The 21,002-nt window shown below is 66.3% G+C and carries 24 protein-coding genes; 8 read left to right on the forward strand and 16 right to left on the reverse strand.

What is annotated here, in order from left to right; translation table 11 throughout:
• Positions 1 to 135: 135 nt before the first annotated feature.
• Positions 136 to 459, forward strand: a complete 324-nt coding sequence (locus DIZ22_RS20610; RefSeq protein WP_048936446.1) for a PilZ domain-containing protein — start codon at positions 136 to 138, stop codon at positions 457 to 459.
• A 24-nt stretch (positions 460 to 483) separates the two neighbouring features.
• On the opposite strand, the gene DIZ22_RS20615 is transcribed toward DIZ22_RS20610, so the two are convergent.
• Positions 484 to 2,271: an ABC transporter transmembrane domain-containing protein gene (locus tag DIZ22_RS20615; RefSeq protein WP_048936292.1), complete on the reverse strand. Its 1,788-nt coding sequence runs from the start codon at positions 2,269 to 2,271 to the stop codon at positions 484 to 486.
• A 57-nt stretch (positions 2,272 to 2,328) separates the two neighbouring features.
• Entirely contained in the window at positions 2,329 to 3,621 is a 1,293-nt protein-coding gene (locus DIZ22_RS20620; protein WP_048936293.1) for a class I SAM-dependent methyltransferase, read from the reverse strand.
• Positions 3,622 to 3,724: 103 nt separating this feature from the next.
• Between DIZ22_RS20620 and dgcA the strand changes: the two genes are divergently transcribed.
• Positions 3,725 to 4,699, forward strand: a complete 975-nt coding sequence (gene dgcA, locus DIZ22_RS20625) for an N-acetyl-D-Glu racemase DgcA (RefSeq protein ID WP_048936447.1) — start codon at positions 3,725 to 3,727, stop codon at positions 4,697 to 4,699.
• Positions 4,700 to 5,082: 383 nt separating this feature from the next.
• On the opposite strand, the gene DIZ22_RS20630 is transcribed toward dgcA, so the two are convergent.
• The 6 genes from DIZ22_RS20630 to DIZ22_RS22025 form a co-directional block, all read right to left on the reverse strand.
• Complete coding sequence (locus tag DIZ22_RS20630; protein WP_122928700.1) at positions 5,083 to 5,481, reverse strand: hypothetical protein; 399 nt, start codon at positions 5,479 to 5,481, stop codon at positions 5,083 to 5,085.
• A 114-nt stretch (positions 5,482 to 5,595) separates the two neighbouring features.
• Positions 5,596 to 6,753: a mechanosensitive ion channel domain-containing protein gene (locus tag DIZ22_RS20635; protein ID WP_048936294.1), complete on the reverse strand. Its 1,158-nt coding sequence runs from the start codon at positions 6,751 to 6,753 to the stop codon at positions 5,596 to 5,598.
• A 32-nt stretch (positions 6,754 to 6,785) separates the two neighbouring features.
• Positions 6,786 to 7,793, reverse strand: coding sequence for a DNA topoisomerase IB (locus tag DIZ22_RS20640; RefSeq protein ID WP_048936295.1), 1,008 nt, complete (start codon positions 7,791 to 7,793; stop codon positions 6,786 to 6,788).
• A 78-nt stretch (positions 7,794 to 7,871) separates the two neighbouring features.
• Positions 7,872 to 8,585 carry a hypothetical protein gene (locus DIZ22_RS20645; RefSeq protein WP_048936296.1) on the reverse strand — a complete coding sequence of 238 codons (714 nt, stop codon included), beginning with the start codon at positions 8,583 to 8,585 and terminating at the stop codon, positions 7,872 to 7,874.
• Complete coding sequence (locus DIZ22_RS20650) at positions 8,582 to 9,946, reverse strand: putative O-glycosylation ligase, exosortase A system-associated (RefSeq protein WP_010336883.1); 1,365 nt, start codon at positions 9,944 to 9,946, stop codon at positions 8,582 to 8,584. Before DIZ22_RS20650 ends, DIZ22_RS20645 begins: the two co-directional genes overlap by 4 nt.
• Positions 9,939 to 10,076: a hypothetical protein gene (locus tag DIZ22_RS22025; protein WP_004210005.1), complete on the reverse strand. Its 138-nt coding sequence runs from the start codon at positions 10,074 to 10,076 to the stop codon at positions 9,939 to 9,941. The genes DIZ22_RS20650 and DIZ22_RS22025 overlap by 8 nt, the downstream gene beginning before the upstream one ends.
• A 101-nt stretch (positions 10,077 to 10,177) precedes the next feature.
• On the opposite strand from DIZ22_RS22025, the gene DIZ22_RS20655 reads away from it, so the two are divergent.
• Both DIZ22_RS20655 and DIZ22_RS20660 read left to right on the forward strand, forming a co-directional pair.
• Positions 10,178 to 11,401 (forward strand): TIGR04063 family PEP-CTERM/XrtA system glycosyltransferase, encoded by a 1,224-nt coding sequence (locus DIZ22_RS20655; RefSeq protein WP_048936297.1) that lies wholly within the window; start codon positions 10,178 to 10,180, stop codon positions 11,399 to 11,401.
• A gap of 324 nt (positions 11,402 to 11,725) precedes the next feature.
• Entirely contained in the window at positions 11,726 to 12,535 is an 810-nt protein-coding gene (locus tag DIZ22_RS20660; protein WP_240626785.1) for a hypothetical protein, read from the forward strand.
• 9 nt (positions 12,536 to 12,544) lie between these two features.
• Here the strand turns inward: DIZ22_RS20660 and DIZ22_RS20665 are convergent, their stop codons facing one another.
• Together DIZ22_RS20665 and DIZ22_RS20670 are read right to left on the reverse strand one after the other, a co-directional pair.
• Complete coding sequence (locus DIZ22_RS20665; RefSeq protein WP_048936299.1) at positions 12,545 to 12,916, reverse strand: hypothetical protein; 372 nt, start codon at positions 12,914 to 12,916, stop codon at positions 12,545 to 12,547.
• Positions 12,913 to 13,098: a hypothetical protein gene (locus DIZ22_RS20670; protein ID WP_004210013.1), complete on the reverse strand. Its 186-nt coding sequence runs from the start codon at positions 13,096 to 13,098 to the stop codon at positions 12,913 to 12,915. The genes DIZ22_RS20665 and DIZ22_RS20670 overlap by 4 nt, the downstream gene beginning before the upstream one ends.
• Positions 13,099 to 13,213: 115 nt before the next feature.
• Between DIZ22_RS20670 and DIZ22_RS20675 the strand changes: the two genes are divergently transcribed.
• Positions 13,214 to 13,882, forward strand: coding sequence for a S24 family peptidase (locus DIZ22_RS20675; protein ID WP_048936300.1), 669 nt, complete (start codon positions 13,214 to 13,216; stop codon positions 13,880 to 13,882).
• A gap of 69 nt (positions 13,883 to 13,951) precedes the next feature.
• A complete protein-coding gene (locus tag DIZ22_RS20680) occupies positions 13,952 to 14,869 on the forward strand; it encodes an XdhC family protein (RefSeq protein WP_122928703.1) in 918 nt (305 codons plus the stop codon).
• A gap of 14 nt (positions 14,870 to 14,883) precedes the next feature.
• On the opposite strand, the gene DIZ22_RS20685 is transcribed toward DIZ22_RS20680, so the two are convergent.
• Together DIZ22_RS20685 and DIZ22_RS20690 are read right to left on the reverse strand one after the other, a co-directional pair.
• Positions 14,884 to 15,069, reverse strand: a complete 186-nt coding sequence (locus DIZ22_RS20685; protein ID WP_010336890.1) for a YbdD/YjiX family protein — start codon at positions 15,067 to 15,069, stop codon at positions 14,884 to 14,886.
• On the reverse strand, positions 15,066 to 17,114 hold the full coding sequence (locus tag DIZ22_RS20690) for a carbon starvation CstA family protein (protein ID WP_048936302.1): 2,049 nt from the start codon (positions 17,112 to 17,114) through the stop codon (positions 15,066 to 15,068). The genes DIZ22_RS20685 and DIZ22_RS20690 overlap by 4 nt, the downstream gene beginning before the upstream one ends.
• 151 nt (positions 17,115 to 17,265) lie before the next feature.
• Between DIZ22_RS20690 and DIZ22_RS20695 the strand changes: the two genes are divergently transcribed.
• Positions 17,266 to 18,504: an aminotransferase class V-fold PLP-dependent enzyme gene (locus DIZ22_RS20695; protein ID WP_048936303.1), complete on the forward strand. Its 1,239-nt coding sequence runs from the start codon at positions 17,266 to 17,268 to the stop codon at positions 18,502 to 18,504.
• A gap of 3 nt (positions 18,505 to 18,507) precedes the next feature.
• Here DIZ22_RS20695 and DIZ22_RS20700 read toward each other — a convergent pair whose 3' ends face one another.
• Positions 18,508 to 18,885: a DoxX family protein gene (locus tag DIZ22_RS20700; protein ID WP_080993508.1), complete on the reverse strand. Its 378-nt coding sequence runs from the start codon at positions 18,883 to 18,885 to the stop codon at positions 18,508 to 18,510.
• Between the two features lie 17 nt (positions 18,886 to 18,902).
• Positions 18,903 to 19,337, reverse strand: a complete 435-nt coding sequence (locus tag DIZ22_RS20705; RefSeq protein ID WP_122928705.1) for a pyridoxamine 5'-phosphate oxidase family protein — start codon at positions 19,335 to 19,337, stop codon at positions 18,903 to 18,905.
• A 119-nt stretch (positions 19,338 to 19,456) separates the two neighbouring features.
• Between DIZ22_RS20705 and DIZ22_RS20710 the strand changes: the two genes are divergently transcribed.
• Positions 19,457 to 20,008, forward strand: a complete 552-nt coding sequence (locus DIZ22_RS20710; protein WP_048936448.1) for a 2'-5' RNA ligase family protein — start codon at positions 19,457 to 19,459, stop codon at positions 20,006 to 20,008.
• 6 nt (positions 20,009 to 20,014) lie between these two features.
• Here DIZ22_RS20710 and DIZ22_RS20715 read toward each other — a convergent pair whose 3' ends face one another.
• The gene (locus DIZ22_RS20715; protein ID WP_037507361.1) at positions 20,015 to 20,317 is read right to left on the reverse strand and encodes an alkylphosphonate utilization protein; all 303 of its coding nucleotides are present in this window, start codon (positions 20,315 to 20,317) and stop codon (positions 20,015 to 20,017) included.
• A gap of 4 nt (positions 20,318 to 20,321) precedes the next feature.
• A complete protein-coding gene (gene yihA, locus DIZ22_RS20720; protein WP_048936306.1) occupies positions 20,322 to 20,969 on the reverse strand; it encodes a ribosome biogenesis GTP-binding protein YihA/YsxC in 648 nt (215 codons plus the stop codon).
• Positions 20,970 to 21,002: the final 33 nt, after the last annotated feature.

Below are 21,002 nucleotides of genomic sequence, written 5' to 3' on the forward strand. Positions count from 1 at the left end.
GACCCGTCGGACGATCAATCGGACCACAGACCAGGGGCTGCTTCGGCAGCCCCTTTTTTGTGCCCGTCCGTCTCCCGCTTAACATTTCCCTTACCTTCCTGCGCGATGCTGAAGGGGAATGGGTGGATGTGGACCATGGGCGCTGAACGACTGACCGAATTGGAACGCAGGGGCCGGCTTGCCGAACGGCGCGACGTTGTGATCAGCGTCAAGGTGCGGCGTACGGGTGAAACCTGGTTCACCAGCAATATCGCCGACATGTCGCTTACCGGCTTTCGCCTGCACAGTTTCATGAAGCTCACCGTCGGCAGCGAATTGTGGATCATGCTGCCGGGTTTCGAGGGGCGCCGCGCCCGCGTCCAATGGGTGCGCGCGCATGAATCGGGCTGCACCTTCGAGCGCCCGCTCCATCCCGCCATCTTCGATTATATCGTCCAGCGCTGCCTCGCGGGTCGCTGACCGCGCGTCCGGCGGGACGGCGGTTCAGCCGTTCAGCTGGTCCTGGAATTGCAGACTGGCCAGTCGCGCATAAAGGCCGCCCAGCGCCACCAGCGTCGCATGGTCGCCCTGTTCCACGATCCGTCCCCGATCCAGCACGATGATCCGGTCGGCGGCCCGCACGGTCGCCAGCCGATGGGCGATGACGATCGTCGTGCGCCCCTGCATCAGCCGGTCGAGCGCATCCTTGACCAGCTGCTCGGATTCCGCGTCGAGCGCCGACGTCGCCTCGTCCAGCAGCAGGATCGGCGCATCGCGCAGCAGCGCGCGGGCGATCGACACACGCTGGCGCTGTCCGCCTGACAGCCGTGCGCCGCCTTCGCCCAGATGGCTGTCCAGCCCCTGGGGCAGCGCGCGCAGAAAGGCTTCGGCATTGGCCGCCCGCGCCGCTGCCCATATTTCCTCGTCGCTCGCATCCCATTTGCCGTAGCGCAGATTGTCGCGGGCGGAGGCGGCGAAGATCACGCTGTCCTGCGGCACCATCGCCATCGTGGCGCGCAGCGCGGCTGGATCGGCGGCCGGCAGTGGCACATCGTTCAGCCGCACTTCGCCCTGGTCGGGATCATAGAAGCGCAGCGCCAGTTGGATCAGCGTTGACTTGCCCGCCCCCGAAGGGCCGACGACAGCCACCGTCTCGCCCGGCGCAATGTCGATCGTGACGCCGTTCAGCGCTGCCTGGTCGGGGCGGGTGGGATAATGGAAATGGACATTGTCGAAGCGCAGCCGCGCGCCTTGCGGCAGCGTGGGGATCGCGACCGGCGCCGCTGGCGCGGCGATCGCCGGCTCGGCCACCATCAGCTCGTCAAGCCGGCTCGCCGCCCCGGCGCCGCGCAACAGGTCGCCCCAGCTTTCCGACAAGGATCCGAACGCGCCGGCCACCAGCCCGCCGGTCAGCACGAAGGCGGCGATGCTGCCACCCGACAGCCGCCCGGCCGCGACGTCGATCGCGCCCAGCCACAGCACCCCGGTGATCGACCCGAACACCAGCGCAAAGGCGATCGCGGTCATCACCGCGCGGAGCAATATGCGCTGCCGGGCGGTGGCAAAGCCGCTCGCGACGGTCGCGTCGAACCGGGCCGCCTCGCGTCCTTCCTGGCCAAAGCCCTGGACGATCTTCATCGCGCCCAGCACTTCGGTGGTGACGCTGCCGACCTCGGCCAGCCGATCCTGGCTGGCGCGCGACAATTTGCGCACTCGCCGGCCCAGCGTCACTAACGTCAGCACGATCACCGGTATGCCCAGGATCAGCAGCCCCGCCAGCTTGGGCGCCAATATGAACAGATAGATGAGGCCGCCAATGCCGGTGACCAGGTTGCGCAGCGCGACCGACACGGTCGATCCCACCACCTGGTCGATGATCGCGGTGTCCGCCGTCATGCGCGATGCGATCTCCGACGGCCGGTTCTCCTCGAAGAAGGCCGGCGCCTGGCGCAGCAGATTGGCCTGGGTCGCGCTGCGAATGTCGGCGACCACCCGTTCGCCCAGCCAGGACACGAAATAGAAGCGCAGCGCGCTTGCCAGCGCCAGGATCACCACCAGCAGGAACAGATATTCGAACCAGCGGCTGATATCGCCCCCGCCGGTAAAGCCCTTGTCGATCACCAGGCGAAAGCCACTTGGGATCGCCAGCGTCGCGGCCGAAGAGACGATCAGCGCGGTCAGCGCCCCGGCGATCCGCGCCGGATAGCGCGTCGCAAAGCGCCACAGCATGGCCAGACTCGACAGGGCAGGGCGATCGGCGCGGCGCGGCGCGGGTGCGGTGGCATCCTCCATGTCGGGGCGTTAGCAGCGCGGCGCGCCCGCCTCAATGGGCGGGCGTGATCCCGCCGCTCAGGCCGCCGGTGCGATCCGTTCGGCCAGCGCCATCAGGCGCGGCGTATCCGCCTTGCCGGTCAGCGCATAGGCCATGTCGCCGGCCTCCCAATAGGCGACCGTGCCGTCGCGCCGTTCCGCGATCAGCGGCTGCCCTTCCGCCGGCGTTTCCGCCCGGTCGGCGAACAGCGACAATTGCTCGCCCTTTTCGGTGGTCAGCGCGATCGCGATCGCCGGGCTGTCGGCGGTCGGGAACAGTTGCACGTCCCGCACCTGCCAATTGGCCGGCAGGCGCGGCAGCACGATACCGGTCGACCGCCGGATTTCGGCATCGTCCAGCTTGGCGCTCTCGACCTGCGACGCCATCTGCTGGCGCAGCAGGCCGGCGCGGCGCGATGCGGCGGCCTCGTCCAGGAAGGTGCTGGCCTGTGCCGCCTGGGGAAATTCGCCCAGCGCGCCCCGGCCGATCCACCCCGTCGCCAGCAGCGCGGCGATCGCCGCCGCCCGGCCGACATGGCGCCAGCCGCGCCCGGCCTCATTGTCATTGGCCACCGGTTGCGACATGTCGCGGCGCCGGCCGACCAGCGTCCCCTTGGTGCCGTCATGCATCAGGCGGAAATCGATATGCGGCCAGCGCTTGCGCCAGCGGCGCGCGACCAGCCGTTCGCCCGGCCGCGCGGCATCGTCCAGCAGCACCACGCCATGGGGGGATAGGCGCGCGAACAGGCTGTCGGCCGCGCCCCGCACCAGCGGATGCACGCTCCAGGGCGGGCCATCGATGATGATCAGGTCGATCTGCTCGGGCAGCCGGTCGATCGCATACCAGCGGCCCGGCCAGTCGGCGCTTTCGTGCGTCAGCGGCGCATGGCGGATATCCACGTCCAGCGCATGGTCGGCCAGCCATTGCCGGGTCGCGTCGACAAAGCCGCCATGCTGGTCGAAACTGTGCAGCTGTCCGCCACCATGCAATTGCAGCGCCCGCGCCGCGATCAGCGAGGATGCGCCCGCGCCCAGTTCGACGACATGCGCCGGCCGCAGCCGCGCAATCTCGCGCACGATATGGCGCAGGAAGCCGACATCGGCCTTCCAGCTTCCCAGATGGGGCAGCGCATCATGGGGCAGTTTGAGTTCGTCCAGCAGCGCGCGCTTGTCCGCCTTGCGCCCGCCCGACAGGCTGGCCAGCAGCCAGGGCCAGCCGATCGCGCCAAAGGCCAGGCGCCATGCCATGTCGGAGGTGCGGCGGGACAGGTCATCGGTCACGGGGGCGGATTCATGCAGCGAGAGGAAGCCGGTCAATTCACGGGAAGTCACGGGGAAATACGCTCCTGTCGCAAAGGCGGGGACTATGCCAGCAGTCCTGTTTCACGCATATGACGCCCATCCAATTGGTCAAATCATGACGCAGGAAACGCCGATGACCCGTATAATTTCCGCGACGGTCGAACGCTGGCCGGTGGCGGGCGCCTTCATCATCAGCCGCGGCGCCAAGACGGAGGTGGATGTCGTCGTCTGCACCGTGGGCGACGGCGATCATGTCGGGCGGGGCGAGGGCACGGCCATCTATTATGAGGGGGAGACCGCACAGGGCTGTGCGGCGGCGATCAACGCCTATGCCGGGCCGCTCGATCGCGAAGCGCTGTTGCAGGCGATGCCGCGCGGCGCCGCGCGCAACGCGCTCGACTGCGCGCTGTGGGATCTGGAGGCGAAACGGGCCGGCGTCCCGGTCTGGCAACTGGCCGGCCTTGCCGCACCGACGCCGTTGCCCACCGCCTTCACCATCAGCCTGGGCGAGCCGGAGCGGATGGAGGCCGATGCCCGCGCTGCCGTCGCGCGCGGCTTTGGCCTGCTCAAATGCAAGCTGACGGGGGAGGGCGATCATGCCCGTATTGCCGCCGTGCGCGCCGGTGCGCCCGGCGTCCGGCTGATCGTCGACGCCAATGAAAGCTGGCATGACCGCGACATCGTGGCGGAGGCGGCGGCGCTCGCCGAACTGGGCGTGGAAATGGTGGAACAGCCGATCCTGCACGGGCGGGAGGACAGGCTGGCCAGTCTGCGCGCGCCGTTGCCGCTCTGCGCCGACGAAAGCTGCCACACCCGCGCCGATCTCGACCGGCTGGGCGATTTCGACGCGGTGAATATCAAGCTCGACAAGGCCGGTGGTCTGACTGAAGCGCTGGCATTGGCGCAGGCAGCACGCGCGCGCGGCTTTCGCATCATGGTCGGCTGCATGCTCGGCACCTCGCTCGGCATCGCGCCTGCCGCCTTGGTGGCACAGGGTGCCGACTGGATCGATCTCGACGGCGCGCTGTTGCTGGCGAAGGATCGCGACGGTGCCCTGCCGCTGCGCGATGGCCTGCTCCACCCCGGCACCCTCTGGGGCCAGGGCTGAAACCATTCCTCCCCGCGTGCGGGGAGGGGCCATCCGCAGGATGATGGAGGGGGCAGGCCGCCTGAAGCAGGCCCCCAACCGGCCACCGCTTTCCTACTCGGCCATTCTCTGGTCTATCCTCGGCGATGCAATCCGCGTCATCGCCCGTCGCCCATGGGAGGCGTGACCCAAGTGTCGCCTCGATGGCGCGTCATCGTCGCCTGGTCGTGACCCGATCGACAGGCAACTGTGACCCAGGTGTCGCGCCGGCGTCGCGTGACAGGGGCGTGGGTGGTGCATATCCGGTGCAAACGGCCCATTTTGCTCGACGACACTGTGAACTTCGGGGCTGTCGCGTCGGCGTGACCCTGCCAGGCCCGCCGATCGCGACAGATTGTCTCGGCTCAGTAACCCAGCGTCAGGCCGACGCTATAATATTTCGGGCCGACATTGGCCTTGGCGCGCAGCTTGGGGATCAGCGGCATCGCCAGCGTCGCATAGGGGCGGGTATTGTCGCCGCTGAAGCGCACGCCCGCACCGATCGAGACCGACATCGGGATCGTATAGGCCGCCTCGACCCGGCCATAGAGCTTGGTATCGCCATCGCGCAGATAGACGCCGCCGCCCGGCGTCAGGCTGAAGCCCGCCATGTCGAGCGCATAGCCGGCGCCGATCTCGGTGCCCCAATGGCCGTCGGCGCGGCCATAATTGACTTCGGCGCCCAGTCCCTCGGCATGGGCTGCAGGCGCCATAAGGGGGGCAGCGATCAGCAGGCCAAGGGCCGCCATCTGGTTCATTTTCATGGCAAATCCATATCAGTCATTGGTGATGGATGGGTAAGGGCGCGGCTGGTCCCCGCCGGCAAGCGGAAAGGGGACCAGCCGAATCCGTCCTGCGGTGAAGCGAGGTGTTTCGTTCTATCCGTCGACGCGGCGCACCGGCTGCACCTCGGCATAGGGCATGATCGCCTTGCCGTCGGGGGCTGCGGTGAAGCTGGTCTGCGTCGGATAGGCGAACTCGATGCCCTCGGCATTGAACCGCTTCCAGATGGCCAGGCCGATGCGATGGCGCATCTGGAAATAGTCATGATGGTCGGGATCGGGCACATCGAAATTGAGCTGATAGTCCAGGCTGCTGGCACCAAAGGCTATGATCCCGGCATTGACGAAGATCATGCCTTCCGCCTCGACGATCTCCTTCAATATGGTGGGGATCGCCTCGGCCTGTTCCTCCGACGTCTGGTAGATGATGCCGATGGCATAGGTGACGCGGCGCTGGATCAGCGTCTGCAGGCTGGTGATTTCCTTCTGCAGCAGGTTCGCGTTGGAAATCACCTTCTTCTCGCCGCTCATCGCCCGCAGCCGGGTGGATTTCAGGCCGATCTTCTCGACCCGCGCCGTGGTCTGGTCATAGGTGATGATCTCGCCCTGGCGGAACGGCTTGTCGAAGATGATCGACAGCGCCGCGAACAGATCGGAGAAGATGCCCTGCGCGGCAAGGCCGATCGCGATGCCGCCGATACCCAGACCCGCGACCAGGCCGGTCACGTTGACGCCCAGATTGTCGAGCACGACGATCGCGGCGATCGCGAACAGGGCAAATGTCACCAGGATGCGGATCAGGCCCATGGCATTGGCCAACGTCTCGCCCTGGCCATCCTCGGCCAGCGTCTTGCGCTCGATCAGGCCCAGGATGATCTCCCGTGCCCAGATCGCGGCCTGCACCACCACGGCGATGGTGAAGAAGAAGGTGACGGTCTTGTCCAGCGACGTGGGCGCGTCGGCGAACACCACGACCAGCCGGGCCGCGACCATGATCATGAAATATTGCGTCGTGCGCGCCGCCGCGCGGCTCAGCACATTGCCAAGGCCCAGCGGGTCGCCACGCCGGCCACGATGCTTGGTGCCGATCCGGCGCAGCGTCGCGAGCGCCAGATAGATGATCGTGGCCGCGCCGATGGCGATCAGGATCTGGATATAATGAAGCTGGAACCAGGCGATGGTCGAATGCCACATTTCCGTGAGGTTGGGCGCACGCACACTGATGTCGATGCCGGGGTCGTTCTTGTTGGCCATGCTGATCCTTGATTGATGGTCCGTGGGCTCGATCAGGCTGCCGCTGCCAGCGGGGGCGCGTTGGCCAGATCGTCGAGGAACGCGATCAGCCCGCGTTCGTGACGCGACAGATAGCGCGTCCGGCGCGGCAGGCGAAGCCCCTGCCGCCATTCATCCTGTCCGTCCTTGCACAGGTCGATCAGGGCGGGGTGGATATAGGATTTGCGGCTGATCGCCGGCGTGTTGCCCAGCGCCGCCGCGACCGGCTCGATCATCTCCTTGAGCGAGACATGGCCCGCCGCCAGCGTCTCGAAGGCGATGGTCGATGCGCCCCAGGTGCGGAAATGCTTGGCGGTGAAGTCGCCGCCCATGGCCTGCGCGATATAGGCGTTGACGTCGCTCGAACTGATCGGATGCGCCTCGCCATCCTCGTCCAGATATTGGAACAGATGCTGGCCCGGCAGATCCTGCACCGCCCGCACGAATCGCAGCAGGCGGCTGTCGGTGATGCTCAATTGCTGTTCCTTGCCGGACTTGGCGCGGTAGCGCAGGGTGAGGCTGCGGCCATTCAGGTCGACATGCCGCCGCCGCAGCGTGGTCGCGCCGAAGCTCTTGTTGGTGGTGGCATAATGTTCGTTGCCGACCCGTAGCTTGGCGAGGTCCAGCAGCCGCACCACCGCCGCGGTCGTCCGCGCCTTGCGCAGGCCGCGCCGCGACAGATCCTCCTCCATCTGCGCCCGCAGCTGCGGCAGGGCGCGGCCGAAGGCGGGGCAGCCGGCATATTTCTCCGCCTCGCGCGCGGCCCGGAAATCGGGGTGATAGCGATATTGCTTGCGCCCCCGCTCGTCATAGCCGGTCGCCTGGATATGGCCGTGGGGCGAAGGGCAGAACCAGCAGTCGCGATAGGCGGGCGGCATGGCGATCGCGTTCAGCCGGTCGATCTCGTCCCGGTCGGTGATGCGGCTGCCGTCCGCCGCGCGATAGGCCCATCCCTGCTTCAGCGCGCGCCGGCTGATGCCGGGCATGCCGTCATGGCTATGGATGATGGCGGGGGACGACATGGGAACCGGGCGACCTTCTTTCTCCCGGTCCAACCCGTGATGATCGGCTTCGTTCCGCGTGCAGCCTGCCCGGCGCTGTCAGGACGGGCGCGATCGCAGCCGCTGCAGCCAGCCGGTGCCCGCGCCATAATGGCCGGTCCAGGGCAGCAATTGGCGGCGCACCGTCGTCGCCTGGGCGCAGCCGACGATCAGGCTGATGACCGCCAGCGGGAAGGCCAGCATCATGGTGGCGGGCATGGCAAAGGCGAGGATGATCGCCGAGAACCCGCCGCCAAAGGCCGCGAGCGTCGCCCGCAGGTCGCCGTCGGGGCCGCGCAGCCAGAACAGGCAGCCCGTGACGCCCAGCGCGAACATGGCGATATTCTGCATCGCGCCGGCCGGCACGATGGCGCAGGCGGCAATCAGCCCGATCATCGCCAGCGCGGCACGGCGCCACTGCCAGCCGCCGATCAGGCGGGTGAGCAGCGGATAGAGCAGCAATTCGCAGGTCAGCGCCGCCAGCAGGATCGCGCCGGGGGCCGCCGCGCCCGCACCGTCCGCGATGAAGGCGACGACGGCACTCGCCGCCCAGGGCAGCATCCGCGACGGCGCCATGCGGATATGGCTGATCCAGCCGGTCATGCCCGGCCGCAATGCCCAGCGCCGGTCGGCCTGCCGCAACTGGAAGGCGGACAGGGCAAACAGCATCTGCACGCCCCATGGCATATAGGCGGGGGACAGCAGCGGGGCAGCCAGGATCAATCCCAGCATCAGTCCCTGAAGCCAGCCCAAAATCCGCAATTCCATGGTCATGCCGTCACTCCCGCCTGTGCGCCAGGCTGTTCGAAGAACGGCACGCGTCCGGCGTCCTTGCGCTTGCGGGTCAAATAAGTGTCGAGGCCGATCTGGAGCGAGAGCATCATGAAGATGAAAGGCTGATAGGCGATGCCCACGAACAGCGACCCGATCATGTAGACGACATGGCCCTGCTGCAGCGCCACGGCGAAGGGCGCGATCCAGGCCTCATCCGGTCCGTCGCGCTTGCGATACATGCGCCGGATCGATTCGGTGCGGATGAAGCAACTCAGGTGCAGCAGCGCCCACAGGAAGAAGCCGAAATAGCCCTGCTCGCCCAGCATCTCGAAATAGGCACTGTGATAGGCACGGCCCTTGTCGGTGACCAGGCGGCGCTCGATCCGCTTCTCGTCGCCATCGCCGACCTCGCTCTGGGCGAAATAGGTGAAGCTGTTCTGGAGATAATTGTCGAAGCCGCCGCCGCCCGGATGGGTCTTCACATAGTCGAGCGTCCACATCCACACCGCGACGCGGGTGGACGCGCTTTCGTCGCCCTGATGATTTTCGATTGTCTGCATCCGCTTGGTGAAGCTGGCGGGCAGGAAGGGGATGGCGGCCAGCGCGGCAAAGGCCAGCAGCGGGCCATAGACGAACTTGCGCTTCGACCGCATCAGCATCATGCCGGCCAGGATCACCAGGCAGACCAGGCCCGTGCGTGCCTCCGTGCCGACCGGCATCAGCATGCAGGCCAGGCACAAGGCATAGGCAAAGGCCTTCACCTTCCAGTCGGGCGGAAAGATGGTGCCATGCTGAGTGAGCCACAGGATGATCGGGATCAGCGCGATCGCCACGCAGGAAATGATGCTACCCTCATACAGGCCGCTATTATTGTCGACCATCAGATTGAGCACGCCATAGCCGCCGCCCGACAGCGCGGTCTTCATGCCGCCATTGATGATGATCGTGCTCGCGCACAGCACCATGAACAGCGCCAGCGCCTCGATCCGCAGCCGCGTGCGCAGCACCAGCGGCAGGAACACGGCAAAGACGATCGCCTTCCACACCCAGGCCCATTTGGTCGCGGCGTTGATCGGGAAATCGGCGGTGGCGGTCGTATAACCGCACCAGGCCAGCAGGACGAGCAGCAGCACCTGCCGCGCGGAAAAACGGCAATCCTTCTTGTCGTCGACCACTATCCAGGCACCGACCGCACAGACGAAGGCGATCAGCGAGATCGGGATCGAATTGAGCAGATAATAGCAGAGCCGCTGGGGCGAAACGATGTCGATATAGGCGTAGATGATGACCAGAAGGAACGGCCGCTTGAATCCCATCAGGAAGAAGGCGCCCAGGAAGGCGATGAAGAACAGGTCACGCATCGGCGGCGTCTCCGTCCGGCGATGCCGGCGGGGTGTCGATGTCGCGATCCAGGTCCGGGCGCGACAGCAGCCGCCAGGCGGCCAGCAGGATGACGCCATGGCTGATCAGCAGGGATAGGGTATCAATCATTGCGTGTTTTGATCTGCCGGTTCTGGACTCTTGCCCCGTAAAATCCCTAGCGTGACAGAGTTGACGGGGCGTTAAACCTTTTTCGGCAAAAAGTTACCGCTATGACTCGTATCCTTCACGTTCTCGATCACAGCCTGCCGATGCACAGCGGCTATACGTTCCGCACGCGGGCGATCCTGCGCGCGCAACTGGCAAAGGGCTGGGACGTGCGCGGGCTGACCGGCCGGCGCCATGTCTCTGCGGGACCGCAGGAGGAACTGGTCGACGGCCTGCATTTCCACCGCACGCCGGGCGAAGCGGCCGGCGGCAATGCGCTGCTGCGCGAATGGCGCGACATTTCCGCCCATGCCGATGCGATCGAGTCGCTGGTGCGCCAGTGGCGGCCGGACATCATCCATGCCCATTCGCCGGTGCTCAACGCCATGGCCGCGCAGCGAGTCGCGCGCCGGCACGGGATTCCGCTGATCTACGAGATTCGTGCCTTCTGGGAGGATGCGGCGGTCGGCAACGGCACCGGGACCGAAGGCAGCCCGCGCTACTGGCTGACCCGCCAGCTTGAAACCCATGCGGTCCGTGCCGCCGATGCGGTTGCCGTCATCTGCGAAGGGCTGCGGTCCGATCTGGTTGCGCGCGGAATCGACTCGGCCAAGATCACCGTCTCGCCCAATGGCGTCGATCTTGATCAGTTCGGCGCGCCGGTGCCGCGTGATCCGGCTCTGACCGCGAAGCTGGGGCTCGAAGGGGCGGATGTCGTCGGCTTCATCGGCAGCTTCTATGATTATGAAGGGCTGGACGATCTGATTGCCGCCATGCCGCGACTCGTGCGGGCGCGGCCCAGGGCGAAGCTGCTGCTGGTCGGCGGCGGGCCGATGGAACAGGCGCTGCGCGATCAGGCGCTGGCCTCGCCCTTCACCGACCATATCGTCTTTGTCGGCCGGGTGCCACACGACCAGGTCGAACATTATTATGCCCAGGTCGATGTCCTCGCCTATCCGCGCAAGGCGATGCGCCTTACCGATCTGGTGACGCCATTGAAGCCGCTGGAGGCGATGGCGCAGGGCCGACTCGTTGCTGCGTCGAGCGTCGGCGGCCATCGCGAACTGATCGAGGATGGCGTGACCGGCACCCTGTTCGCGCCGGACGACCCGGCCGCGATCGCGCAGGCGCTGGCAGGCATGTTCGCGGATCGCGGCTTCTGGGATGAACGCCGCATCGTGGCGCGCGATTTCGTCGAGAGGGAGCGTAACTGGTCGTCAAACATTTTGCGTTATGAGCCTGTTTACCAGCGACTTCTGGGACGCGACTCGACCGCAAAGGCGGCCTGAGGAACGGCGGCGATGCCGAAGTTCACACCGTCCATGCGGAGACTGGCCATCATGGCATTGGCCGCGGCAGGCTGCGGTGCCCTGGTGGTGCTGACCCTGCCGGTCGGCTGGATGGAAATGCTGGTCGCGTCGAGCGGTCTGAGCGAGACGATCCCGGCGGCCGGTCCGCCGCTGGGCATGAAGGCAAGATTGCTGCTGGCCGGTTTTGCCGCGCTGATGAGTGTAGGAATTGTGGCCGCGGTGCGGCGAAATGGATCGGATGCGCCGCACAGGCGCTTGAGAATAAGCGGAAGGCGTCATCCAGACGCCCAAGGAGCAAGAAAAATGGGTTTCGCATTTGCCAAGCTGACCGCGCTTGCCCGCGGACGCAATGTGCCCGCTGCCGAAGAGGCTGCACCCGCGCAGCGCCGCGCCGACGCACATCCTGATGCGCCGCCCCGTCCTCCGATCTTTGCCAGCCGCGATTTTGGCGGCGCCGATATCTTCGCGCGCCCGGAATCGGGGCGTCGTCGTCTGGTGGTCGATAGCGATCCGGTGGAGCCGGTGGCGGCGACGGTGGTGCGCATGGAGACGCCGGCCGCCTTTGCCATGCCGACCCCGCATGAAGAGGCGCCGGTCGAGGATATGGCGATCGCGCCCGCGCCCGCCTTCTCGCGTCCGTTCGACGCCATGCCGGCCCTGTCGACCAATCCGATCCCGCTCGGCCGCGCGCCGTTCGCGCCGCCGGAAGACGCTATATTCGAGCCTTGGGAAGAAGAGGCAGTGGCGGAATGTGCCGCCTTTGACGAAGAGCCGGTCGTCGAGCAGGCCCCTGCCTTCGTCCCGGAACCGGTGATCGAAGAACCGATCCAGGCGTTCGATCCTGCGCCCGAACCCGCACCTTTCGTTCTGAGGGCGGAGGCATCGCCCGTCCCGAGCGCGCGCAGCATCGACAGCCTGTCGATTACCGAACTGACCGAGCGGCTGGAGCGGGCGCTGGTCCAGCGTGGCCGACCGGCGACCGCGCCGCGCGTCATCGCCGACATGCCGATCGCCTCGGCGGTGCCGGTGCGCGAGGCGGTATCGGAGGATGTCGAGGATGCGCTGCGTGCCGCACTCGGCACGCTGCGCACCATGACCGGGCGCCCGCGCTAAACGACCAGGCTACCAGTCGCGGATGGTGAGGGCGGACAGCTCGATCCATTCGCCCTCCGCATCGCCGCGCAGGTCGTCGATCACGATGTCGGCGACGAAATGGCCCGGCAAAGTCCATTCCGCTTCCTGCAATTCGTTGGCCAGTGCCTCCCGGCGCGCGCGCAGGCTGCCGCCCGCCACCCGCAACAGGATGGCATGGCGACGCCCCTCGAACAGGGCGCTGGCCCAGGGACGACTGACAGCACGCTCGACCGTCGCCGGCTCGCCGATCCGGGCGATCAACTGGACCAGCAACTGGGCCAGCGGATCGGCCTCGCGCCGTTCTTCTGCTCGATTACGGACCAGATTCGCGCTCGTGCGCAGCATGTCGGCGCTTGTCATTGGCTCACGCTCCTGCGATATTCGTTCATGAAATGTTCTACGCGTCTCTTTACTCGATCGCCCGGATCGCGCCCCATGCGCAGGTCGAAGACCAGGCGCGGATCGCGCACGGCGTCGCGACCGAAACGGGTCGGCGCGATCTGATAGTCTCGCAGGAATTTCTCGATCGTGCGCAGCAGCATGGACGGACCTCTCCTTTATCGAGCCGATTCGCCCCCTGCGAATCGATAGGCAATTTCCTATCTCATATTCATTTTCCTACTTGTCTAGGAAAATTCCTATCATTATGGATGCAACATGGATGAAGCGCAGGACGCCCGGACTGCCCTCGATCGGCTGATCGTCGAACGCGGGGAAAATTATGCCGATCTGTCGCGGCTGATCGGGCGCAATCCCGCCTATATTCAGCAGTTCATCAAGCGTGGCACGCCGCGCAAGCTGGACGAGGCGGATCGCCGCATCCTGGCGCGCTATTTCGGCGTGGCGGAAACGATGCTGGGCAGTCCGCTGCCAGCCGGCGCACCGATCCCGCGCGTGCGCGGCCTGCCTGCGGTGGTTGCCGTGCCACGCCTGTCGCTCGGCGCTTCGGCCGGCGCGGGCTCGCTGGATGAGGATGAGCGCACGGCCGGCGTGATGGCGTTCGACGCGCAATGGCTACGGCATCTGGGCGTGCGGCCGCAGCGTGTGTCGATCATCCGGGTCGATGGCGAATCGATGGCGCCCACGCTCAACGATGGCGACGACATCATGGTCGATCATGAGGATGATGCCGATCGCCTGCGTGACGGCGTCTATGTGCTGCGGCTCGACGGCGTGCTGATGGTCAAGCGGGTGGCGATGGGGCCATTGCGCGGCCGGTTCAGCGTATTGAGCGACAATCCCCATTATCCCGACTGGACCGATATCGATCCGGCGATGGTGGCGATCGTCGGCCGGGTCGTCTGGACAGGCAGGCGGCTGGTCTGAGAAGCCTGGTCCGTCTTTGAAAGGCGCCGTGCCTTTCCTATGTCCAGGAAAACAGGGGAAGGCTGGATCATGAACGATAATGGCGCGGTGATCCGCAAGGCGATCGAGTGGCGCGGTGCGCCGATCGCGCTGGCGACGGTCGTGTCGACCTGGGGATCGGCGCCGCGCCCGCGCGGCAGCCACATGATCGTGCATCAGGATGGCCGGCTGGAGGGCAGCATATCGGGCGGCTGCGTCGAGACCGATGTGTTGCAGCGCGCGGCCGAGGTGATTGCCGGCCGGCCCGGCCATGTCGCGCGCTATGGGGTGGCTGATGGTGATGCGTGGGAGGTCGGCCTGCCCTGCGGCGGCGAGATCAGCGTGCTGGTGCAGCCCGTGGGGGAGGGTGGCTTCGCCCCCGACCTTTTCGATCGGATCGCGGCGGAAAGCGCGCGCGGCCGGGCGCTCACGCTCTCGACCGATCTGGACGAAGGCATCACCCGCGAGGGCGCGGTCGAGGGGCAGTTTCTCAACCGCTATGATCCGCCTCGCCGGCTGCTGATCGTCGGCGCGGTGCAGATCGCCCAGTCGCTTGCCGCGCTGGCGCAGGCGATCGACGTCACGCCGGTGGTGATCGACCCGCGCGGCCGCTTCCTGACGGCGGAGCGTTTTCCCGGCATCGAGCTGGACGATCGCTGGCCCGACGCGGCGATCGCCGCGCGCCATCCCGGCGAATCCACCGCCGTCGTGACCTTGAGCCATGACATCAAGATCGACGATCCCGCGCTGATTGCGGCGCTGGCCGCCCCGACCGGCTATGTCGCGGCGCTGGGATCGCGGCGCAGCCATGCCGCGCGGCTCGAACGGCTCGCGGCGCAGGGTTTCGGCACGGACGATCTCGCCCGGATCGACGGGCCGGCGGGGCTCGACATCGGCGCGATTGGCGCAGCGGAAATCGCCCTGTCGATCACCGCCGGGATGGTCGCCGGCTTCAACGCCCGCCGCTGATCAAACGCTGCTGATCAGCAGCATTTTCCGCCATTCTTGCCGCCATAGCGCGCCTCCTGCCGGTTCCGGAAAAAGGCGGTGCGGTCCATCGGCGCATGGCCGGGATGATGGTCGCGCATATGGCGCAGATAGGCGTCATAGTCGGGCTGGCCGACCATCAGATGCGCCATGCGCCGCAGCGTCTGGAGAAATTGGCTCATGGCTTCGTGACCAGTTGAGCCGGAATCTCGCGCGCGGTCGGCGTGGTGAAACCGCGTGCGGCCAGGCAGGTGCGGATGGTGAAGACCAGCAATGACAGCACCACGGCCAGGAAGATCGCCACCAGCCCGGCATCGACATAATCGTTGAACAGGATCTGGCGCATTTCCGCCATCGACTTGGCCGGCGCCAGAACCTCGCCCTTGTCCAGCGCCGCGCTATATTTGGCGGCATGGGCCAGGAAGCCGACCTTCGCATCGGTCGAGAACAGCTTCAGGAAGCCCGCCGACAGCGTGCAGATCAGCAGCCAGGCGGCCGGCACCATCGTCACCCAGGCGAAGCGGTCGCGCTTCATCCGGAACAGCACGGCGGTCCCCAGCATCAGCGCGATTGCCGCCAGCATCTGGTTGGAGATGCCGAACACCGGCCATAGCGTGTTCACCCCGCCCAGCGGATCGGTCACGCCCTGATAGAGGAAGAAGCCCCAGGCCGCGACGCACAGGCCCGTGGCGATGAAGCCGGGCAGCTGGCTCTTGCTGTCCTTGAAGCTCGGCACGGCGAGCGCAATCAGATCCTGCAGCATGAAGCGGCCGGCGCGGGTGCCGGCATCGACCGCAGTCAGGATGAACAGCGCCTCGAACAGGATGGCGAAATGATACCAGAAGGCCTTCATCGCCGGCCCGCCGAACACATGGCTGAAGATTTCCGCCATCGCCACGGCCAGCGTCGGCGCGCCGCCCGCGCGGCTGATGATCGTATGTTCGCCGACATCCTTGGCCGTCTGGACGATCAGGTCCGGGCTGATCGGGAAGCCCATGGCGGTGACGGCGGCGGACACGGCGGCAGGATCGGTGCCGATCACGGCGGCCGGGCTGTTCATCGTGAAATAGATGCCGGGGTCCAGGATCGATGCGCCGACCAGCGCCATGATCGCCACGAATGCCTCCATCAGCATCGCGCCATAGCCGATCAGCGGCGCGTCGCTCTCGGTCGCGATCAGCTTGGGCGTGGTGCCGCTGGCGATCAGCGCGTGGAAGCCGGACACGGCACCGCAGGCAATGGTGATGAACAGGAAGGGGAAGAGGCCGCCCGACCAGACCGGCCCGCCGCCGGCCGCGAACTGGGTGACAGCGTGCATCTTGAGCGGCGGCGCCATGATGACGATGCCGATCGCCAGCGCCGCAATCGCCCCGATCTTGAGGAAGGTCGACAGATAATCGCGCGGCGCCAGCAGCAGCCACACCGGCAGCACCGATGCTACCGCGCCATAGCCGATCAATATCCAGCAGAGCTGCACCGGCGTGAAGGTGAAGATCGGCCCCCAGACCGGCGATTGCGCAATCGCCTGGCCATAGACGATGGCGGCGAGCAGGCCGATCAGGCCCAGGATCGACACTTCGCCGATGCGGCCGGGGCGGATCCAGCGGGTATAGGCGCCCATCGCCATGGCCAGCGGCACGGTGGCGGCGACGGTGAACATGCCCCAGGGACTCTCCGCTAGTGCCTTCACCACGATCAGCGCCAGCACGGCGAGGATGATCACCATGATCATGAAGGCGCCGAACAAAGCGATGGTGCCCGCCACCTGGCCCATTTCCATGCGGATGAGTTCGCCCAGCGACTTGCCGTCGCGGCGCATGGAGATGAACAGGACCATGAAGTCCTGCACCGCGCCGGCCAGCACGACGCCCGCGATGATCCACAAGGTGCCGGGCAGATAGCCCATCTGCGCCGCCAGCACCGGCCCGACCAGCGGCCCCGCGCCGGCGATCGCGGCGAAATGATGGCCGAACAGCACGGTGCGATCGGTCGCGACATAGTCGAGCCCGTCGGCGCGGCGGATCGCCGGGGTCGGCCGCGCCGGATCGAGCCGCATCACCTCGCGCGCGATGAACAGCGCATAGTAACGATAGGCGACCAGGAAACAGCTGACCGATGCGACTACGATCCACAGCGCATTGACCGTTTCGCCGCGCGAGACCGCGACGACCGCCAGCGACACCGCGCCCACCAGCGCAGTCAGTATCCATGGAATATGCCGGGTCATCGCTCTCTCAACGGTTCGGGATAGGGATTGGGCGCCACACTAGGCCGCTCCCCCCGAAAGACAACCGCCAGTCTGGGTTAGGCGCTTGTCGGGGTTAGGGGATTCGGACGCGTTCGTTCGTCCATCGGGTGAACAGGGCAGGAGGCATCGCATGACCGACCGGAGCAAGGACGTTTCGCGCAGGGGCTTGTTGCAGGCGGCTGCCGTCGTGGGGGCGGCGCTGCCGCTGGCGGCGCGCGCGGCCCCATCGGGCAATAGCGCGCGCGACCAGTTGCTGCTGGCGCCCGACATCCATTATTTCAACGCCGCCAATATCGGCCCGGCCTTCCGCAGCGCGATCGTCGCGCATGAGCGCGAGACGCAGGCGTTCCAGGCCAATCCCTCACCCCAATATCGCACCAGATATCCGGCCACCGCCGATGCCCTGCGCGCGCGGCTGGGCAAGCGGATGAACGTCAGCGCGCAGGAAATCGCGCTGGTCCGCAACAGCAGCGAGGCGAACACGGTCGCGGTCCGCGGCCTGGCGCTCAAGGCCGGGGACGAGGTGATCCTGACCGACCACAACCATCCCTCGACCTTGGAGACATGGAAGCTGCGCGCCGCGCGCGAGGGGCTGGTGCTCAAGATTTTGCCGGTGCCGGTCTATGCGACGTCTGCCCAGGCGGTGGTCGATCTGTTCGCTGCCGCCATTACGCCGCGCACCCGCGCCATCTTCCTGTCGCACATGTCGAACGTCACCGGCATGATCTTCCCGCTGGCGCAGATTGCTGCGCTGACCCGACCAAAGGGCATCTGGCTGCATGGTGACGGTGCCCAGACCTTCGGCTGGCTGCGGCTCGACCTGCCGGCGCTCGGCGTCGATTCCTATTCGGGCAGCACCCATAAATGGATGATGGGTCCGCTGGAGGGCGGCGTCCTCTATGTCCGGCGCGAAGGCCAGGCACAGCTCCAGCCGATCATGCTCAGCCATGGCTATTGGCTGACCGACGAGAAGAATCTCGATACTGCGCAGAAATATGAAATTCTCGGCCAGCGCGACGATCCCAAGCTGATCGCGATCGATGCGACGCTCGATGCACTCGACGCCATCGGCGAGGCCGAGGTAGAGCGCCGCGCCTTCGCGATCGGCGACCAGATGCGCGACATGGTGCTGCGCCTGCCCGGCGTGAAGCTGGTCGGCACGACCACCAAGGGCCTGACCGGCCCGGTCATCACCCCGACCTTCGCCGGCAAGGATGTGCTGGCGATCCGCGACTATCTGTGGACCCAGGGCAGGGTGGTGGTCGCCCCGTCCAAGGCGGACGGCAAGCCGACTATCCGCTTCTCCCCCCATATCTACAACAGCGCCGACGAGATCGCCCTGATCGCGGACCTGCTGGCGAAGGCCTGATCGCTATCGTCGGCGGAATGGCCAGTCGATCACCGCGCCGGCCCATAGCGCCCACCAGATGATTACCGGCTGCAGCGCCAATCGGGGGCCATGATACCACCAGTTCAGATGCACGCCGCCCAGCGGGATGTCATGCAGGGCATGGTTGAAATTGGCCGGCCAGACGCACAGCGCATAGAGAGCGAGGCCTATCGCGGCGGCGCGGCGCGTGGCCGGCAACATCAGCCCGACGGAACCGGCCAGTTCGGCGATACCGGTCAGCGCGACGACGATCTGCGGCTCCGGCACCCAATGCGGCGTGATCGCCACGAAACCGACCGGCCGCATCAGATGCGCGGCGCCCGCAATCGCATAGGCAAGCGCCAGGACGGTACGGGCGATGGCGCGCGCGGTAACGGCTACAGCTCCAGTTCGCCTTCATCCTCGCCGTCCCAATAATGGGCGCGTTCGGCATGAACCTTGATCATCACCAGGCCGGGCGTATCGGCGCCTTGCGCGAACCAGCGCTCCAGATCCGGATTCCAATGCGCTTCAAAGGCGCTGCGATCGCGGATCAGATCGGCGCGGCCCTCGACCGCGATAAACAGGGGGCGCTGCCCCAGCAGGCCGCCCTTGCCATGGAAGGACAGGCCGACCCGCGGATCGCGCTCGATATCCTTCACCATCAGCGTGTCTTCGGTCGTGAAATAATAGCTGTCGCCGCCATAGGCGACGTCCTGATTGTTGCTCATCGGCCGGGCGCCGATCTGGCCGTCTTCGGTATGGGTCGACAGCATCGCGAAATCGATCTGCTGCATCTTGTCTGCCAGAATGGCGATGGTCTGCTGGGCCATGGTCGCTCTCCTCTTCTGCCCGGTTCAACGCTGACAGAGCGGATTCGGATGCGTCGGATTCGTCAGGAGGATGAAGAGAACATATAGTGAACATAAATCCGATTCGGAGGATGTTCGCCATGCTTGCCCGCACGCCGTCGCTCTATCGCCTGATCGTGGCGCTGAAGCCGCCGACCCGCATCACGCGGCAGATCGACCATTTCGCCGAGACGCTGGCGCCCGATGCCCAGCGCATCCTGCCGGCGCACCAGCATATCACGCTGGGGATCACCGGCGACTGGCCGGACTATCCCTATGCGCTGGTGAAGGCGATGCACCGCAGCTTCACCGGCATCCTGGCCGATCCATTCGATCTGTCGCTGGATCAGTTGAGCGAGGGTGGCCGATCGGCCGCGCTGCGGCCGGCGCATGCACTGCCGCCGCTCCGGGAATTGCAGCGCAAGGTGGCGTTGGCGATGAAGCGGGCAGGGGTGGGCGCCCGTCCGGGCTGGAGCTTCAACCCGCACCAGACGCTCTATTATCGCGACGGTACCCCGGCCACCCAGCGGATCAGCGGCTTTCACTGGCGGGTGGAGGATTTCGTGCTGCTATGCAGCCATGTCGGCCGCACCCATCATGAGCTGCTGGGGCGATGGCCGCTGCGCGGCAGCGGCCAATATAGCCTGTTCTGATGGCGCTCAGCGCTTGCGCACGAATTCCGCGCGCAGCACCAGCCCCTTGATGCCGTCATAGCGGCAGTCGATTTCCTGCGCGTCGCCGGTCAGGCGGATCGACTTGATCAGCGTGCCGCGTTTCAGCGTCTGGCCGGCGCCCTTGACCACCAGATCCTTGATCAGGGTCACCTGGTCGCCATCGGCCAGCAGATTGCCGACCGAATCGCGGACTTCCACAGCATCGCCGGCGTCGGCCCTGGCGGCGGCATCGGCCGCGCTGATCCATTCGCCGCTCGCCTCGTCATAGACATAATCGTCGTCGGCCATCGGCTTATCCCTGGCTTACGGATTCGAGCACGGCGGCGCGCAGTTCGGGGATGCCCATGCCCTTTTCGCTCGACGTGGCGATGATCTCGGGATGCGCGGCCGGCCGCTTGCGGATCGCATCGGCGGTGCGCTGCGTCACGGCGACCAGTTCGCTCGCCTTGATCTTGTCGCTCTTGGTCAGGACGATGCGATAGCTGACCGCCGCGCCGTCCAGCATGTCCAGCATGTCGGTGTCGACATCCTTGATGCCATGGCGGCTGTCGATCAGCACCAGCGCCCGCTTGAGCGCCGCGCGACCGCGCAGATAGTCGTTCACCAGGAACCGCCATTTCTTGACCAGGTCCTTGGGCGCCTTGGCATAGCCATAGCCCGGCATGTCGACCAGGCGGAAGCGCAGCGGATCGCCAACGTCGAAGAAGTTGAGTTCCTGCGTGCGGCCCGGCGTGTTCGACGTGCGGGCCAGGCCATTGCGATTGGTCAGCGCGTTCAGCAGCGACGATTTGCCGACATTGGAACGGCCGGCAAAGGCGACCTCGTTCACCGCCATGTCGGGCAGATAGTCGAGCGTCGGCGCGGATCTGAGGAAGCTGATCGGCCCGGAAAAGAGCTTGCGGGCTTCCTCGATCAGGGCGGTGTTGTCGTCTTCTGTCATATCGAAAAAATCCCCCCCTTTCGGGGAGGATTT

This window comes from Sphingobium sp. LF-16, from assembly GCF_003711185.1.
GTDB classification, from domain to species: domain Bacteria; phylum Pseudomonadota; class Alphaproteobacteria; order Sphingomonadales; family Sphingomonadaceae; genus Sphingobium; species Sphingobium yanoikuyae_A.